The sequence below is a fragment of the Caulobacter sp. S45 genome (assembly GCF_009765965.1).
Classification (GTDB): Bacteria; Pseudomonadota; Alphaproteobacteria; order Caulobacterales; family Caulobacteraceae; genus CAHJWH01.
Window position 1 is genome coordinate 310,002 of the sequence record NZ_LMUL01000010.1, and the last position, 13,937, is coordinate 323,938.

The window sequence follows — 13,937 nt, forward strand, 5'->3', positions numbered from 1 at the left end:
AGCGGGTCCAACCAGGGCAACGCGCAGAGCATCACCAGCAACACGACCAACACCTCGCCGAGCTCACAGACGGTCAGGTATGCGCCGGCCATCGCCGCGCCGGCCCTGACGTCCACGCTGACGGAGACCTGCATGGGATCGTCTTCGGCCGGGGTCTCGCTGATCGGGGTGGGCGTCACCGCCGGCACTACCTGGCGAGACGGGGAATGCGTGCGCCGGCTGAACGCGCGCGAACTGGCCCAGACCATCGGCGACCGGGACGCCGCGCGCGAGGTGATGTGCGGCAATCCGGACGTGTTCCGCGCCTACAATGCGCTTGGGCGCCCTTGTCGGATGAAGCCCGACGGAAAGCCCAACCCTGCGTTCGCTCAGGCCGATTTAACGCCTGAGCGGCCGTCCCCGTCTCCCGCGATAACGGAGACGCCTCTCCCGCCTCAGGCCGCACCGGCGTTCCCCCTGGCGCCGTCCCTGCCACCGCGACCGGATGGAGAGCGGGAGTAAAGGACCGATCTCCGGTCCTTTGTCCCAACCCGAAGAGGCCTGGAGTGACGTGGGGAAGAGCCGGAGAGAAATCTCCGGCTCTTCGTCTATGCGCCCCGCCGGGTTTGCCCCAGGGGGCTTCGCCACAGGGTGGAAAGCCGATTGACCCCTATCTGACCTTGCGGCACATGGCGCTCATCAGCGGCGCCCAGGCGAGGCCCGTGTGGGGGCGGTCATGGGTGGTTTTTCGGTTACGGAGGCCGCGCTCACCGGTTTCAGGATCGTTCGTGAGCGGCCGCGGATCGCGCTGTTCTGGATCGTGGTCCAGTTCTTCGTCTCCGCCGGCTTCGCCCTGACCATGGTCGAGATCGCCGGCCCGGCGATGACCAAGCTCTATGCCGGCGGCATGATGACCGCCTCCCGCGACCCGGCCCAGAACCTGGCCATGTTCGCGCAATTGGCGCCGATGTACGGGCTGATAATGGTGCTCACGCTGGTGGTCTATCCGATCCTCTACGCCGCCATGAACCGGGCGGTGCTGAGGCCCGCCGAGGACGGGTTCGGCTATTTCCGCCTGGGGGCCGACGAGTTGAAGCAGTTCGGCCTGTTCGTGCTGATGTTCCTGGTGGGCATGGCCGCCTATCTCGCGATCGTCATTTGCATGGTGATCGTGTCCGTTGTGCTGGCCGTCATCGCCGGCGTCCTGATCCATGGCGCGGACAAGGCGGTCGTCGCGGGCGTGGTCGGCCTGGTGATGACGCTGCTCGTAATGGCGGCGTTCTGCGGCTGGATCTTCGTCTGGGTGCGGCTTTCCCTAGCCTCGGCGTTCACCTTCGCGACCGGCAAGATCAACCTGTTCGGGTCGTGGGCGCTGACGCGGGGCAGGTTCTGGCCGATGCTGAGCGCCTACCTGCTCACCTTCGTGCTGTTCCTGGTGATGTGGATCATCTTCCTGGCGATCATGTTGCCGGTCGACGCGGCGCTCGGCGGCGGCCTGGGCGCGCTGGGCGCGGTGATGCATCCGAACATGAGTTCGCTGGGCGCCTATCTGTCGCCGGTGATCGTGGTCAACATGATGCTGGGCGCGGTGTTCTCGGCCTTCATGTGGCCGGTCCTGCTGACCCCGCCCGCGGCGATCTATCAGCGGCTGACCTTGGACTGGGTCGGCGGCGTGTTCCAGGGCGACGCTTGAGGGGGAAATCCGGGACGGGCGCCTGGACGCTCGGGGTCGCCGCCGCCTCGCTCCTGGCCCTGTCTGCGGCGCTCGCCGCCTGTTCCCGACCGGCGCCGGTGAAGCCGGGCGGCGCCGGGCAGACCTCGCCCACCCCCGTTCAGACCCCTCCCTACGTCCTGGAGGATACCGAGGTCCGCACCCTGCACGCGGGCGCCCTGGGACGGGACTATCGGCTGCTGGTCAGCTTGCCGCCGTCCTATGGCCAGCGACCGGGCCACCGCTTCCCGGTTATCTTCGTCACCGACGCAGACTATGGGTTTCCGTTGCTTCGCAGCATCACCCGCCGCGTCGGCGATCATGGCGTGGGGATGGAGGAGGCGGTGATCGTGGGCCTGGCCTACGCCCAGGGCGATACGCCGGAATACAGCCGGCGGCGCGACTACACCCCCACGGCCAGCGCGGACACGCATCTGGTGTCGGACATGGCCGGACGTCCGCCGAGGTTCGGTGAAGCCGAGGGGTATCGCCGCTTCATCGCCGGCACGGTCTTCCCCTTCATCGCCCGGAGCTACCGGGTCGACATGGGCCGCAAGATCTATGTCGGCCATTCCTACGGGGCGCTGCTGGGCGTCGATATCCTGCTGTCGGACCCGGCGATGTTCCAGCACTACCTCATCAGCAGTCCTTCGCTGTGGTACGGCCACCGGGTGATGTTCGCGCGCGAGCAGGCCTATGCCGGGTCGCACAAGGATATGGACGCGGACGTCTATATGGCCGTGGGCGGCTACGAGACGATCAGGCCGGGCTCCAGCGACCTCCGCTACGGCAAGGGCGTCGACATGGCGGCGGACGAGCAGGCTTTCGCCAGCGACCTCGCCTCACGCCATTACCCGAATCTTCGGCTGGCGGTGGAGACCATCCCCGGCGAGGATCACCTCACCGTCGCCCCGATCAGCTTCACTCACGGCCTGATCCGGGCGCTGGGGTTGCGGGCGGATCGGACGCCCTAGAACTCTTCCCAGCCGTCGGCGTCGGCGGTGGGTCTACGAGCGGCGCCGCCGCGCCCGATCGTCTTCATCGCCGGCGCGCTCGCGCTTTTCGCCCGCATGGCGGGGGCGGTGGGCCGGGTCGTGGGTCGGTTGTGGCGCGTGGGCTGGGGTTCGGCGCCGGTTTTGAACTGGCTGATCAGCTTGGCCAGCTCCTCGGTTTCCTGGGTCAGGTTGTGGCTGGCGGCGGTGGACTGCTCCACCATGGCGGCGTTCTGTTGGGTCACCTGGTCCATCTGGTTGATGGCGGTGTTGACCTGGTGCAGGCCGGCGGCCTGCTCCTGGGCCGAGGCGGCGATCTCACCGACCACGATGTTGATCTCGGTGACCTGGACCACGATCCGCTCCAGCGCCTTGCCGGTCTGGCCGACCAGGCTGACGCCGGAGGCCACGTGTTGGGCCGAGGCCGAGATCAGGCCCTTGATCTCCTTGGCGGCTTCGGCCGAACGCTGGGCGAGCGCCCGGACTTCGGAGGCGACCACCGCGAAGCCGCGTCCCGCGTCGCCGGCCCGCGCCGCCTCGACCCCGGCGTTGAGCGCCAGCAGGTTGGTCTGGAAGGCGATCTCGTCGATCACGCTGATGATGTTGCCGATCTGGCGGGAGGACTGTTCGATCCCGCTCATGGCGCCGATGGCGTCGCGCACCACCTCGCCGGAGCGTTCGGCGTTGACCTTGGTGTCGCCCACCACGCCTCTCGCCTGGATGGCGCCCTCGGCGGTCTTGCGCACGGTGGCGGTGATCTGATCGAGGGCTGCAGCGGTCTGTTCCAGGCTGGCGGCCTGCTGCTCGGTGCGGCGCGACAGGTCGTCGGCGGCGACCGAGATCTCGCCGGCGCCGGAGCGGATGGCCGTGGTGTTGGTGGAGACCACCCTCATAGCTTGCTGCAGCTTGTCCATGGCGGCGTTGAAATCGGTGCGCAGCTTCTCGTATTCGGCGGCGAACGGAGTGGACAGGCGAAACACCAGGTCGCCGTCGGCTAGGCTCTCCAGGCCGCCGGCCACGCCCTCCATGGCGATGGTCTGGCGTTCGGCGGCCTGGGCCTTGTCGGCCTCGTTGCGGGCGCGTTCGGCCTCGGCCGCGCGACGTTGCTCGCCGCTCTGGCCCTCCAGGCGCAGCTTCTCCAGCGCGGCCGCCTTGAAGGCCTGCACCGCCTCGGCCATCTGGCCCACTTCGTCGCGCCGGCCCACCGCAGGGATCTCGACCGTATTGTCGCCCGAGGCCAGGCGACGCATCGCGGCGGTCATGCTGATGATCGGCTTGGCGATCAGCCCGAACAGGGAGAACCCGGCCAGGACGGCGATGGCCACGGCGGCGACCGATCCCAGGGCGAGCGTCGCCATGCCGGCGGAGAAGGCGTCCTTTTCGGCCCGGGTGCGCTCGGTCAGAAGCTGGTTCTCGCGCGCTTCCAGGGCCCCGATGACATCACGGGTGGTCAGCAGGCGCGCCGCGTTGATGATGCCGGCCCGCACCCCGTCGATCCGGGCGGGGTCATGAGCCGCCTGTAGGGATTGGGCGCCCTGGTCGTGGAATTCCTTCACCAGGGTCTCGATCTGGTCGATCCGCTGGAGCTGGTCGCTGCTGCGCACGCCGCTGCGTAGGACGGCGATGGACTGGTCGTACTCCCCGCCGTAGCGCTCGTAGTTCTTCAGGAATTGGGGATCGGGGTGGGCGACGTAGCCCCGCAGCGCGTCCTGCTGGTTAACCAGCGCCATCAGCACCTTCTGGCTGCCCCGCAGCATCTCGAAGGAATGCTGGTTGACCTCGACCGCTCCATGGACGGCCAGGAATCGCGTGGCGATGATCCCTGAGGTGATTGCAAATGTGAACACGATGGCCGCGAAACTGGCGATCAATTTCTGCGCGATACGTACGTCCGCAACCTGCACCGGCCGCTCCAATTTTTGAGATCAATAGGGATAAGCTGTCGGAGCACTGGCCTCCATTAAGGATACGAATAGGGTGAATAAAACCTAAAATCGGCGATCCCAAGTCGACATGGAACGTGCGACTCGCTGTCTATTTCGAGCGGGGCCGACAATGCAGAAAAAAATTAGATCAGTTCACTTACTATCGGATAAGTTGTAACTCATGTTGTTTCAGCCCGCTCTCCGATGTTCGGCTTTGTGCGCGATCGGGAGCGATTTTCTTCGCAGGCGTGGCGTGGCGTGGCGTGGCGTGGCGTGGCGCCTCGCCTGGGCGCGCTCAGATACAGGCGAACGCCTCGGCCAGCTCGCGGCCCATCGTTTCGAGGATCGGGCGGGCGGCGGGGATCGCGCCGGCGAGGGCGTAGAAGTAGTGGATCATGCCGGGATGCAGGGTGCTGCGGACCTGGACGCCCGCCGCCGTAAGCTGGTCGGCATAGGCCAGAGCCTCGTCGCGGAAAGGGTCGTACTGGGCGGCGTGGATCAGGGTCGAGGGCAGGCCCCGCAGGTCCGAGCCGTCGAGCAGCGACACGACCTGATCCGGTGCGCCGAAATAGGCCGTGCGGTCGCGGGCGAAGGTGTCGGGGTCGATGAAGTGGCCGTCGCGGAACTCCTGGCGTGAGGGCAGGGCGCCCGCCGGGTCCAGGATGGGGCAGATCAGCAGCTGGAGCGCAGGTCTGGGACCGTCCCATTGTGGGTCGGCGGCGCAGACCAGCCGACACACCTCCGCCGCCGCGTGCGCGCCGGCGGAGTCGCCTCCCACGCCGATCCGCGCCGGATCGACGCTCAGCCTGTCGCCTTCGCCCGCCAGCCAGCTCAGCGCGGCCAGGCCGTCCTGGACGGCGGCGGGATGGGGGTGTTCGGGGGGGCGACGGTAGTCGGGGGCCAGGACCTTGCAGCGGCCATGGACGGCGAGCGCGCGGCATAGGGCGTCATGGGTCTTCAGGCTGCCGGCGACCCAGCCCCCGCCGTGCAGGAACACCAGTGCGGCCTGGACCTCGCCCGGCGCCGGATCATAGAGGCGCGCGCCCAGCGTCTCGCCGCCGGGGGTGGAAATCCATAGGTCGCGTACCTCGGCCACCGCCATGGGCGGCCCGGCCGCCAGATCCGCGAGCTGGTCCAGCGCCGCCCGCCGTGCGGCCGGGGAGATGTCGGCGGCGTCCGACGGACCCCGCGCCGCCGCCAGCAGGTCCAGCAGCCGTTTGGCCCGCGGGTCGATCGGCATGGGGCTCAGGCCGGCTCCAGAGCGCCGACCAGGGCCTCGATGCTGGAGATCGAGCGGAAGTGTTCGGGCGTCATCTTGTCGGCGGGGATGAAGACGTCGAACTCGCCTTCCACCGCCAACGTCAGGTTGACCATGTCCAGCGAGGTCAGCCCCGCTTCGCGCAGGTCGGCGTCGGGGTCGACCTGGGTATGGATGTCATGCTTGGCCAGCAAGCCTTGCACCAGGGCGGCGATGCGTACGGACGGCTCGTTTTCGGACACGGCTTCTAAACCCCATGGCTTGTATTCGGCCCGCGCCGAATTCCACCCCTTCCAGATAACGCCGGAGTCTGAAGGGCGCCTAAATTGCACCCGTCCTCCGCGAAAGTCTGAAACGTACCATTCCGGGTCAGACCTGTAGTACGGTTAACACGCGTCAACGTCGAGGATGCTGGGACAAGCCATGATCCGCTGCACTGAAACGCCGAAACAGCCGGGGGCGGTGACGAACCTGATCATCCCGCTCGCGACGATCCACGCTTGCACGATGGAAGGCCAGTCATGAGCGTCCATGCCCTGGAAACCGCTGTGCGCACGCCCCAGCCCATCGCCACCGCAGACATCGCCGCTCGCGCCAAGCGTGTGGCCACGATCGCGGCGCATCACGCCGAGGCGGTCGACCGCGACGGCCGCTTCCCGGTGGAGGCGTTCGACGCGCTGAAGGCCGAGCGGCTGTTGAGCGTCATGGTCCCCACTTCGCTCGGCGGCGGCGGGGCGAGCGTGGGGCAGGTGGTCGACATCTGCTACGCGCTGGGCCGCGCCTGCTCCTCCACGGCGATGATCTTCGCCATGCACCAGATCAAGGCGGCCTGCCTGATCCGCCACGGCGCCCATGAGCCCTGGCACGCCGACTTCCTGCGCCGGGTCTCTTCCGACCAGCTGCTGCTGGCCTCGTCCACCACCGAAGGGCAGGGCGGGGGCGACGTGCGCTCCAGCGCCGCCGCGGTGCGCGTCGAGGACGGCCGTATCCACCTGGAGCGGGACGCCACAGTGATGTCCTACGGCGCCCAGGCGGATGCTGTGGTCACCACCGCGCGGCGCGACGGCGACGCGGCGAGTTCGGACCAGGTGCTGATCGTGTTCGAGAAGGCCGACTATACGCTCACCCCCACCCAGGCGTGGGAGACGCTGGGCATGCGCGGCACCTGCAGCGCCGGCTTCGCGCTGAAGGCCCAAGGCGCGCCGGCCCAGGTGCTGGCCGAGCCCTACGCCCTGATCCACGCCCACACCATGACGCCAACCGCCCACCTGCTGTGGTCCGGCGTGTGGACCGGCGTCGCCGCCGCCGCCAGCGAGCGAGCCCAGCGGTTCCTGCGCAAGGCTTCGCGCAAGGCCGGCGGCCAACTGCCGCCCGGCGCGGCGCACTACGCCCGCGCCACCGCGTCGCTGCGCATGCTCAAGTCGCTGATCGCCGGCGCCCAGGCCGAGTACGAAGGCCTGCTGGACGATCCGCGGGCCCTGGCCCACCTCGATTTCCAGACCCGCATCACCCTGCTCAAGGTCGAGGCGTCGGAACTGGCGGTGGCCACGGTGATGAGCGCCATGCGCGCCTGCGGCCTGTCGGGCTATCGCAACGACGGCGAGGCCAGCATCGGCCGGCTGCTGCGCGACGTGCTGTCCGCCCCGATCATGATCAACAACGACCGCATCCTCGCCAACCTCGGCGCCTCATCCCTGCTTAGCGACGTCCCCACGTCGCTGATCGGCTGAGCGCCTGTCCCCGGAGGCCAACTTGATGACCGTCATGCCCAGCCGCTTCGAGACGCCCTTCGCCGAGACGAGGGGAGACCGGCTCGACGCCATCTCCGCCCACCTGTTCCGGCCCATGGGCGCGGACGGGGTCTATGCGCGCACCGGTCTGTACGAGGACATGGTGGATGCGCTGGGCCGGCTGATCACCCGCCAGCGCGACCCGCGCGCCGAGGTGTTCCGCTTCCCGCCGGTGATGACCCGCGCCATGCTGCAGAAGTCGGGCTATCTCAACAGCTTCCCCAACCTGCTCGGCTGCGTCAGCTGCCTGCACGGCACCGAGCGCGAGATCCGCACCCTGGTCGACGAGCACGGGCCGAGCGGCGAATGGGCCGATGCGCTCAAGTCGTCGGACCTGATCCTGACCCCGGCCAGCTGCTATCCGGTCTATCCGATCGCGGCGGCGCGCGGCGTGGTGCCGGAGACCGGCTACCTGTTCGACGTGGCCTGCGACTGTTTCCGCCGCGAGCCCTCGCGCGACATCGACCGGCTGCAGTCCTTCCGCATGCGCGAATATGTCTGCGTGGCCGATCCGGCCCGCATCCAGAGCTTCCGCGAGCACTGGATCGAGCGCGCCAAGGGGCTGGCCGACCGGCTGGCTCTGCCCTACGTGGTCGAGGTGGCCAGCGATCCGTTCTTCGGCCGCGCGGGCCAGATGATGGCCGCCAGCCAGAAGATGCAGGAACTGAAGTTCGAACTGCTGATCCCGGTGCTGTCGGAAGACAAGCCCACTGCCTGCATGAGCTTCAACTACCATCAGGACCATTTCGGCAAGACCTGGGACCTGCGCGATGCGGCGGGCGAGCCCAGCCACACCGGCTGTGTCGCCTTCGGCATGGACCGCCTGGCCGTCGCCCTGTTCGCCACCCACGGCGTGGACGTGGCGAACTGGCCGGTGGGCGTGCGGGAAGCGTTGGGGGTTTAGCTCTAGCGCGCTTCCCGCGTTTCCTGGACGGAGCCGTCCTGGAAGACCTTGATGGCTACAACTCGACCATCGCTCGCGGATGAATTGTACATTGCCGGGCTATCGAACCGCTCCTCTGAGGCGAACATCGGAGGCGGAGGAAGAAGCTGTTCGCCGAAGCCTTGAGAGAAATCCCGTTGAAGCACGAGATTCAAGTTGTTCGGGGACGGGTCGTAGATGGCGCCGGTCGCTATGTCCACGGTAGCTCCAAGCAAACCGCCGATGACGGCGTTTCCCAAAAACGCGACGCCGCTGCCCGTGGAAAGATCGTTGGAGACGTTGACGTTCATTGGCTTGTAGCCAGGTTTGCTGATGGTCGCGACGAAACCTACTTTTCGCGAGACGCGCAATGAGCAAGGTGTGGCTGCACAACCCAACCCATTCGACGTCTGGACCAGGGCGCCGCTCGGCGTGGAGTTCACCGCCCAAGATGCTTCTGGGCCCCGGATCACGGTCGCGCATGCGCCAAGCGAGGCGCAGGTAGCCGCCAGCAGGGCGGCTCGAAGCATTTTGTGCGTGTGGCGTCCCGCCCGTTGTGCGACTGGTCGCAAAATAAGGCGGCTGGCTTAATCAAGCGTAATCGCGACAGCTTATAGGCGAGTCGGATGTGGCCCGGCCGCTCTAAGGCGGCGCCGTGGAACAGTTGTAATGGCGCGTCGTCGCCGCCGCTTCCCAAGGAGATCAAGGCGCCCAGGACAACAGCAGCCAGCATGAAGCACGCCCCCGTTCGTAGAATCCACCATGCGACCGGACGCCCGCGCCGTCCATCGGCAGAGGAGCTAGGCGGCGGTCAAACAGCCCGCTAAAGCTTGCATCGCCGAGGCGCTGCGCGACGTCCGCGCGGCGCTCGGAGGCGTCTCGACCATGGCCATTCACCGCGCCCTACGAGGCGGCCCCGACCCCATACGCGCGCCTCGCATGCCGGGCCTGGACCTGCTGCGCGCGGTGGCGATCGTCTGGGTGATGCTCTACCACGCCAGCCTGTTCGACCTGGTGTCCTACTCTTCCAAGGTGGTGCAGTTCGGCTGGATGGGGGTCGATCTATTCTTCGTCCTGAGCGGGTTCCTGATCGGCGGCCAGATCTTCCGGCCGATCGAGCACGGAGAGCGGTTAGACGTCAGGCGGTTCTACCTGCGGCGCGCCCTGCGGACCTTGCCCGCCTATCTGGTGGTCGTCGGGGTCTACTTCGCCTGGCCAAGGGCGCGCGAGTGGCCGGATATCCAGCCGCTCTGGCAGTTTCTGATTTTTACAGAGAACTTGCTGATCGACTTCTCGGTCCCCAAGTCGTTCTCGCACGTGTGGTCGTTGTGCGTGGAGGAGCAGTTCTATCTGCTGCTGCCGCCGGTCGTGGCCCCGTTGCTGTTGCGCCCGAACTATCAGCGGGTGATCGCCGCATGCCTGCTCGTCCTGGTCGGCGGCATGGTGTTGCGGGGTTACATCTGGTGGCATGACCTCGCGCCCCACCTGCCGGGCGGGGCCGTCGGGCACGGCTACGGCGACCTCTATATGGAGCGGATCTACTATCCGACCTGGACCCGGCTGGACGGCCTGCTCGCCGGCGTGGTCGCGGCCCTGCTGCGCGCCTTCCGGCCGCGGTTGTGGGCGGCGGCGATGAAGCGGGCCAACCTGATGCTGGCGGTCGGGTGCGTTGGCGTCGTCGCCTGCATCCTGTTCTTCCGCCATCAGATTCCGACCCTGCTTCCGGCGGTGTTCGGCTATCCGCTGCTGTCGCTCAGCCTGGGTCTGGTCGTCAGCGCCGGTTCGAGTCCCCGCGGCCTGCTGGGGCGGCGCGCGCTTCCCGGCGCGGGCGCGTTGGCGGCCGGCGCCTACAGCCTGTATCTGAGCCACAAGCTGGTGTTCCACTTCATCCAGGTCCACGGCGGCGCGTTGGTGGGAGCCAATCCCTATGTCCGCTTCGTCGCCGCTTTCGCGCTGGCCGGCGCTGTCGGCGCGCTGCTGTACTGGGGAGTGGAGCGGCCGTTCCTCAAGCTCCGCGACCGCCTCGACGGCCCTGCGCGCAGCTTGCTGGCGCTCCCGTCCGTCCAGGCGGCGGAGTAGGGGCGGGCTTCAGGCCGCGTTGGCGCCCAGGCGATGGAACATCCGGTCCCAGCGCAGCGCGTTCCAGATCGGGGCGTCGTGCTTCCAGGAGAACAGGATCATGTCCGCGCGCCCGACCAGGTCGTCGAACGGCACATAGCCCGCGCCTTCCTCGGGCGGCAGGTACTTGTCGAGCGCGGTGTTCCAGGCGCAGCGCGACTGGCCGGCCCCGATCTCGCCGGGCTTGAAGCGGCTGTCGGCGGAGTTGTCGCGGTTGTCGCCCATCATGAAGTAGCAGCCGGCCGGCACCACATAGAGCCCGGTGTTGCCCGCCGCCGTGTCGGACCCGTAGCTGTTGACCAGGTAGGCGCGGCCGTTGGGCAGGCTCTCCTTGAAGCGCTGGACCGGGAAGCCGCCCCCGAAGGCGGTGGCCTCGGTGGTGTTGGCGACGAACTGGCGCGGGACCGGCTGGCCGTTGAGCTGCAGCACGCCCCGGACCACCTGCAGCCGGTCGCCGGGCAGGCCGACCAGGCGCTTGATGATGTCGGTCTTGCCGTCGCGGGGCTCCTTGAACACCACGATGTCGCCGCGCTTGGGCGCGCGCCCCATCAGCCGGCCCTGCCCAAGCGGCGGGTTGAAGGGGATGGAATGGCGGCTCCAGCCATAGGGGTATTTCGCCACCAGGATGTAGTCGCCCACCAGCAGGGTCGGCTCCATCGAGCCGGAGGGGATGGTGTAGGGCTGGCAGAACACCACGCGCGGGACGAAGGCGATGGCCAGGGCGACCGCGACGGTCTTGGCCAGGCCGATCAGGCTGTCGAGGCCGCTGGTCCTGGTCTGCATCGGCTCGTCCTTTGGCGGGGCGCCGTCGGCGCGTGCGGGCATGATGCCAGCATAGAATGTGGGGCGCTCGTTACGGTTCGGTAAGGGTGGGCTCAGTGCGGCGCGGTTTTTTCTGGTTTGTGAAAGGGGAGCGCTGGGCGGTTTCGGCTGGGAAAGTTACAAGACGCCCGTGTCGAATGGTGGTCCTCGTAGTGGCCGCTAAGAGCAGAGATTATTCTTGCGCTAGAAGCCGAAAAGACGGCTTTTAAGTTCTTCACATGTTCCATCTAGGCCTGGCATAAGTGCACCCGCCGTTATACCCATCATGCTTAGGTCTTGCATGACCGTCACCCGCTCGGTAATTGGCAGGTCTATCACTTCCAAATAAGTTTTTTTGCGAATTTTCTCACATTCTCTAATGTAGCTCTCAACATCTTCCACGTTCGTCAAGCTGGATAGGGCTTGTTGAGGAAGCATTCTATTATTTTCGATGGCCATCAAATCAAATATGGAGAAATGAGGTCTTACAAGTGATATTTTATCAACTTGATTATAATCGGCGCGCCAAGCGATATTGTTGAATATAAATATTCTTACCTTTCCGTCGGGTGATGCGGCTGGGGTGGCGTTCTTGAACGCAAAAAATGCGGCGATGTATGGTGAGTAAGTCCAGTCAAGCAGGGGCGTGGGGAAACCATGGTGCTGAATCAAGCTATATAGAGCGCCACTTTCCCCGGCCCGGCTAAGATCAAATATGTGGCCGCCACGCGCAGTCACATAGCGTTTGACCAACTCAATGTCCTGGCTCGTGTAACGAAATAAGTCTGCCCGGTTGGTCCGATGAAACGTCGTACGAAGCCGCGCTGTCAGCGGTTGTCCCCTAAAAATGAAGCGTTGGGGCTCGCGCGTGAGGATGTGGTTTTTGAATTTAGCCCAAGTATTTATCCGGCCATTGGGCCGATATTGGGATTTATATTCCACACGCCCGCGGCGAAGGAAGCCAATGCCTCGGCTATCGACACTGGTTGTCCATGATATTCTGAGTCCATTCGGCGTCCATTCCCCTGCGACCATTGCCTTGTTGGGAAAGGCCACGCCGGGGGCTGCTGTCTGAGCTTCTTGAGCTGAAATGATTTTTAGGGTCTGCGGATTCACAAACGCTAGTTCAACTTCACACGAAAAATTGCCACGCTTTGGCACATCGTTCAGGAAGGCGAGTGACCATGGGCGCGATTGGTCATCATCGAATAGCTCGGCCAGGCCCCGTAAATGATCGCCTTCATCGTCAAGCTCGACGACGGCTAGACCGGCATTGGTGCCCCGGTAGCGCCCTTTCCATTGCCCTTTCACCGATGCCTCCGCCACGTCGAGGGCGAAGCTTAGGCGTTACAGAGCCACAATCAACGTTCGCGTGAAACGCGAAGGCGCTCAATCCCGCCTTTGTATGAGACACGGGACCTGCGCCCACCCCTAAGCCGTATTCCCCGCATCCACCGTCATCACCGTCCCCGTGATGTTCCTGGCCGCGTCGCCGAGCAGGAAGGCGACGGCTTCGGCGACGTCGTCGACCTCGGCCAGGCGGCGGAGCGCGCTGCGGCTGGCGATGCGGTCGCGGTCTTCGGGGGCGAGTTCGGAGGTCAGTTCGGTCTGGATGAAGCCGGGCGCCACCGCGTTCACGGTCACGCCGGCCCGGCCGACCTCGCGCGCCAGCGACTTGGTGAAGCCGACCATCGCGGCCTTGGTCGCCCCGTAGACCGACAGGCCGCTATAGCCGGTGGAGGCGATGATCGAGGCCATGTTGACGATGCGCCCGCAGCCCTTGGCCATCATCGAGCCGACCAGGAAGCGGGTCAGCACCAGGGGCGAGATGGTGTTGAGCCTGACCAGCGCCTCGATCTCGGATGGGCGCATGTTGGCCAGCACGCCCGCCGTACCGACGCCGGCGTTGTTGACCAGGGCCCAGGGCGTCCCGTGCTCGGCCTTGATCCGCTTGGCCAGCTCGCCCAGGCCGTCGAGGTCGGACAGGTCGCAGGCGGTGAAATGGATGGCGCCGACGCCGGACGACGCGCTCTCGGCCTGGGCGGCGAGCAGGGCCTCGCTGGGGGAGCGGGCGACGGCGATGACGCGGTAGTCCTGGCTGGCGAGCTTGCGGACCACGCCGAGGCCCAGGCCCTTGCTGCCGCCGGTGACGATCACGCTACGCATGGGCTGGGTTTCCGGCGGTTCGAGAGGGCTTTTCCCTCCCCCTCGATGGGGGAGGGGCAGGGGCGGGGGGGCATGCGCTGTGGTTGGGGGAAGGGCTTAGGCGGCGCCTCTGGTTTTCTTTCCCGAAACGTCGCGGACTCACCCCCATCCCCGGCCCTTCCCCCTTCGAGGGGGAAGGGAGCATGGTGCTACCCATTGCGCCGCTCCAGCTTGCCGCCGGCGGTCAGCGCCAGGGCCTCAACGAACTTCAGCGAGGCGGGGACCCTCACCGCCGG

Annotated in this window: 13 protein-coding genes; 6 read left to right on the forward strand and 7 right to left on the reverse strand. The window is 66.5% G+C overall.

Annotated elements, in window-relative coordinates:
- The 3 genes from GSQ87_RS05955 to GSQ87_RS05965 all read left to right on the forward strand — a co-directional run.
- Positions 1 to 501: hypothetical protein (locus GSQ87_RS05955; RefSeq protein ID WP_216839044.1), on the forward strand; the 501-nt coding region annotated here is incomplete at its 5' end.
- Between the two features lie 214 nt (positions 502 to 715).
- Positions 716 to 1,672: a hypothetical protein gene (locus GSQ87_RS05960; RefSeq protein ID WP_158914240.1), complete on the forward strand. Its 957-nt coding sequence runs from the start codon at positions 716 to 718 to the stop codon at positions 1,670 to 1,672.
- Complete coding sequence (locus GSQ87_RS05965) at positions 1,669 to 2,664, forward strand: alpha/beta hydrolase (RefSeq protein WP_254062752.1); 996 nt, start codon at positions 1,669 to 1,671, stop codon at positions 2,662 to 2,664. The genes GSQ87_RS05960 and GSQ87_RS05965 overlap by 4 nt, the downstream gene beginning before the upstream one ends.
- On the opposite strand, the gene GSQ87_RS05970 is transcribed toward GSQ87_RS05965, so the two are convergent.
- The 3 genes from GSQ87_RS05970 to GSQ87_RS05980 all read right to left on the reverse strand — a co-directional run bounded on the left by GSQ87_RS05970 (position 2,661) and on the right by GSQ87_RS05980 (position 6,107).
- A complete protein-coding gene (locus tag GSQ87_RS05970) occupies positions 2,661 to 4,586 on the reverse strand; it encodes a methyl-accepting chemotaxis protein (protein ID WP_158914242.1) in 1,926 nt (641 codons plus the stop codon). The two genes, GSQ87_RS05965 and GSQ87_RS05970, sit on opposite strands and share 4 nt — an antisense overlap.
- A 316-nt stretch (positions 4,587 to 4,902) precedes the next feature.
- Complete coding sequence (locus GSQ87_RS05975; protein ID WP_158914244.1) at positions 4,903 to 5,847, reverse strand: alpha/beta hydrolase; 945 nt, start codon at positions 5,845 to 5,847, stop codon at positions 4,903 to 4,905.
- A gap of 5 nt (positions 5,848 to 5,852) precedes the next feature.
- Positions 5,853 to 6,107, reverse strand: coding sequence for a phosphopantetheine-binding protein (locus GSQ87_RS05980; protein ID WP_158914246.1), 255 nt, complete (start codon positions 6,105 to 6,107; stop codon positions 5,853 to 5,855).
- A gap of 279 nt (positions 6,108 to 6,386) precedes the next feature.
- Between GSQ87_RS05980 and GSQ87_RS05985 the strand changes: the two genes are divergently transcribed.
- Positions 6,387 to 7,595 carry an acyl-CoA dehydrogenase family protein gene (locus GSQ87_RS05985; protein ID WP_158914248.1) on the forward strand — a complete coding sequence of 403 codons (1,209 nt, stop codon included), beginning with the start codon at positions 6,387 to 6,389 and terminating at the stop codon, positions 7,593 to 7,595.
- Between the two features lie 25 nt (positions 7,596 to 7,620).
- Positions 7,621 to 8,559 carry an amino acid--[acyl-carrier-protein] ligase gene (locus GSQ87_RS05990; RefSeq protein WP_216839046.1) on the forward strand — a complete coding sequence of 313 codons (939 nt, stop codon included), beginning with the start codon at positions 7,621 to 7,623 and terminating at the stop codon, positions 8,557 to 8,559.
- A 2-nt stretch (positions 8,560 to 8,561) separates the two neighbouring features.
- On the opposite strand, the gene GSQ87_RS05995 is transcribed toward GSQ87_RS05990, so the two are convergent.
- Complete coding sequence (locus GSQ87_RS05995) at positions 8,562 to 8,888, reverse strand: hypothetical protein (protein ID WP_158914250.1); 327 nt, start codon at positions 8,886 to 8,888, stop codon at positions 8,562 to 8,564.
- Positions 8,889 to 9,462: 574 nt separating this feature from the next.
- On the opposite strand from GSQ87_RS05995, the gene GSQ87_RS06000 reads away from it, so the two are divergent.
- Positions 9,463 to 10,656: an acyltransferase gene (locus GSQ87_RS06000; protein WP_158914252.1), complete on the forward strand. Its 1,194-nt coding sequence runs from the start codon at positions 9,463 to 9,465 to the stop codon at positions 10,654 to 10,656.
- Between the two features lie 9 nt (positions 10,657 to 10,665).
- Here the strand turns inward: GSQ87_RS06000 and lepB are convergent, their stop codons facing one another.
- From lepB to GSQ87_RS06015, 3 genes are all read right to left on the reverse strand, one after another.
- Positions 10,666 to 11,478, reverse strand: a complete 813-nt coding sequence (lepB, locus tag GSQ87_RS06005) for a signal peptidase I (protein ID WP_158914254.1) — start codon at positions 11,476 to 11,478, stop codon at positions 10,666 to 10,668.
- A 222-nt stretch (positions 11,479 to 11,700) separates the two neighbouring features.
- Positions 11,701 to 12,807: an FRG domain-containing protein gene (locus GSQ87_RS06010; protein ID WP_158914256.1), complete on the reverse strand. Its 1,107-nt coding sequence runs from the start codon at positions 12,805 to 12,807 to the stop codon at positions 11,701 to 11,703.
- Positions 12,808 to 12,927: 120 nt separating this feature from the next.
- Positions 12,928 to 13,662, reverse strand: coding sequence for an SDR family NAD(P)-dependent oxidoreductase (locus tag GSQ87_RS06015; RefSeq protein ID WP_158914258.1), 735 nt, complete (start codon positions 13,660 to 13,662; stop codon positions 12,928 to 12,930).
- Between the last annotated feature and the right edge of the window lie 275 nt (positions 13,663 to 13,937).

Bases quoted from the DNA above. Each gene is read 5' to 3' on its own strand.
- GSQ87_RS06015 (WP_158914258.1), bottom strand. From the start codon at position 13,662: ATGCGTAGCGTGATCGTCACCGGCGGCAGCAAGGGCCTGGGCCTCGGC.
- GSQ87_RS05960 (WP_158914240.1), top strand. From the start codon at position 716: ATGGGTGGTTTTTCGGTTACGGAGGCCGCGCTCACCGGTTTCAGGATC.
- GSQ87_RS05975 (WP_158914244.1), bottom strand. From the start codon at position 5,847: ATGCCGATCGACCCGCGGGCCAAACGGCTGCTGGACCTGCTGGCGGCG.
- GSQ87_RS05985 (WP_158914248.1), top strand. From the start codon at position 6,387: ATGAGCGTCCATGCCCTGGAAACCGCTGTGCGCACGCCCCAGCCCATC.
- lepB (WP_158914254.1), bottom strand. From the start codon at position 11,478: ATGCAGACCAGGACCAGCGGCCTCGACAGCCTGATCGGCCTGGCCAAG.
- GSQ87_RS05990 (WP_216839046.1), top strand. From the start codon at position 7,621: ATGACCGTCATGCCCAGCCGCTTCGAGACGCCCTTCGCCGAGACGAGG.
- GSQ87_RS06000 (WP_158914252.1), top strand. From the start codon at position 9,463: ATGGCCATTCACCGCGCCCTACGAGGCGGCCCCGACCCCATACGCGCG.
- GSQ87_RS05995 (WP_158914250.1), bottom strand. From the start codon at position 8,888: ATGAACGTCAACGTCTCCAACGATCTTTCCACGGGCAGCGGCGTCGCG.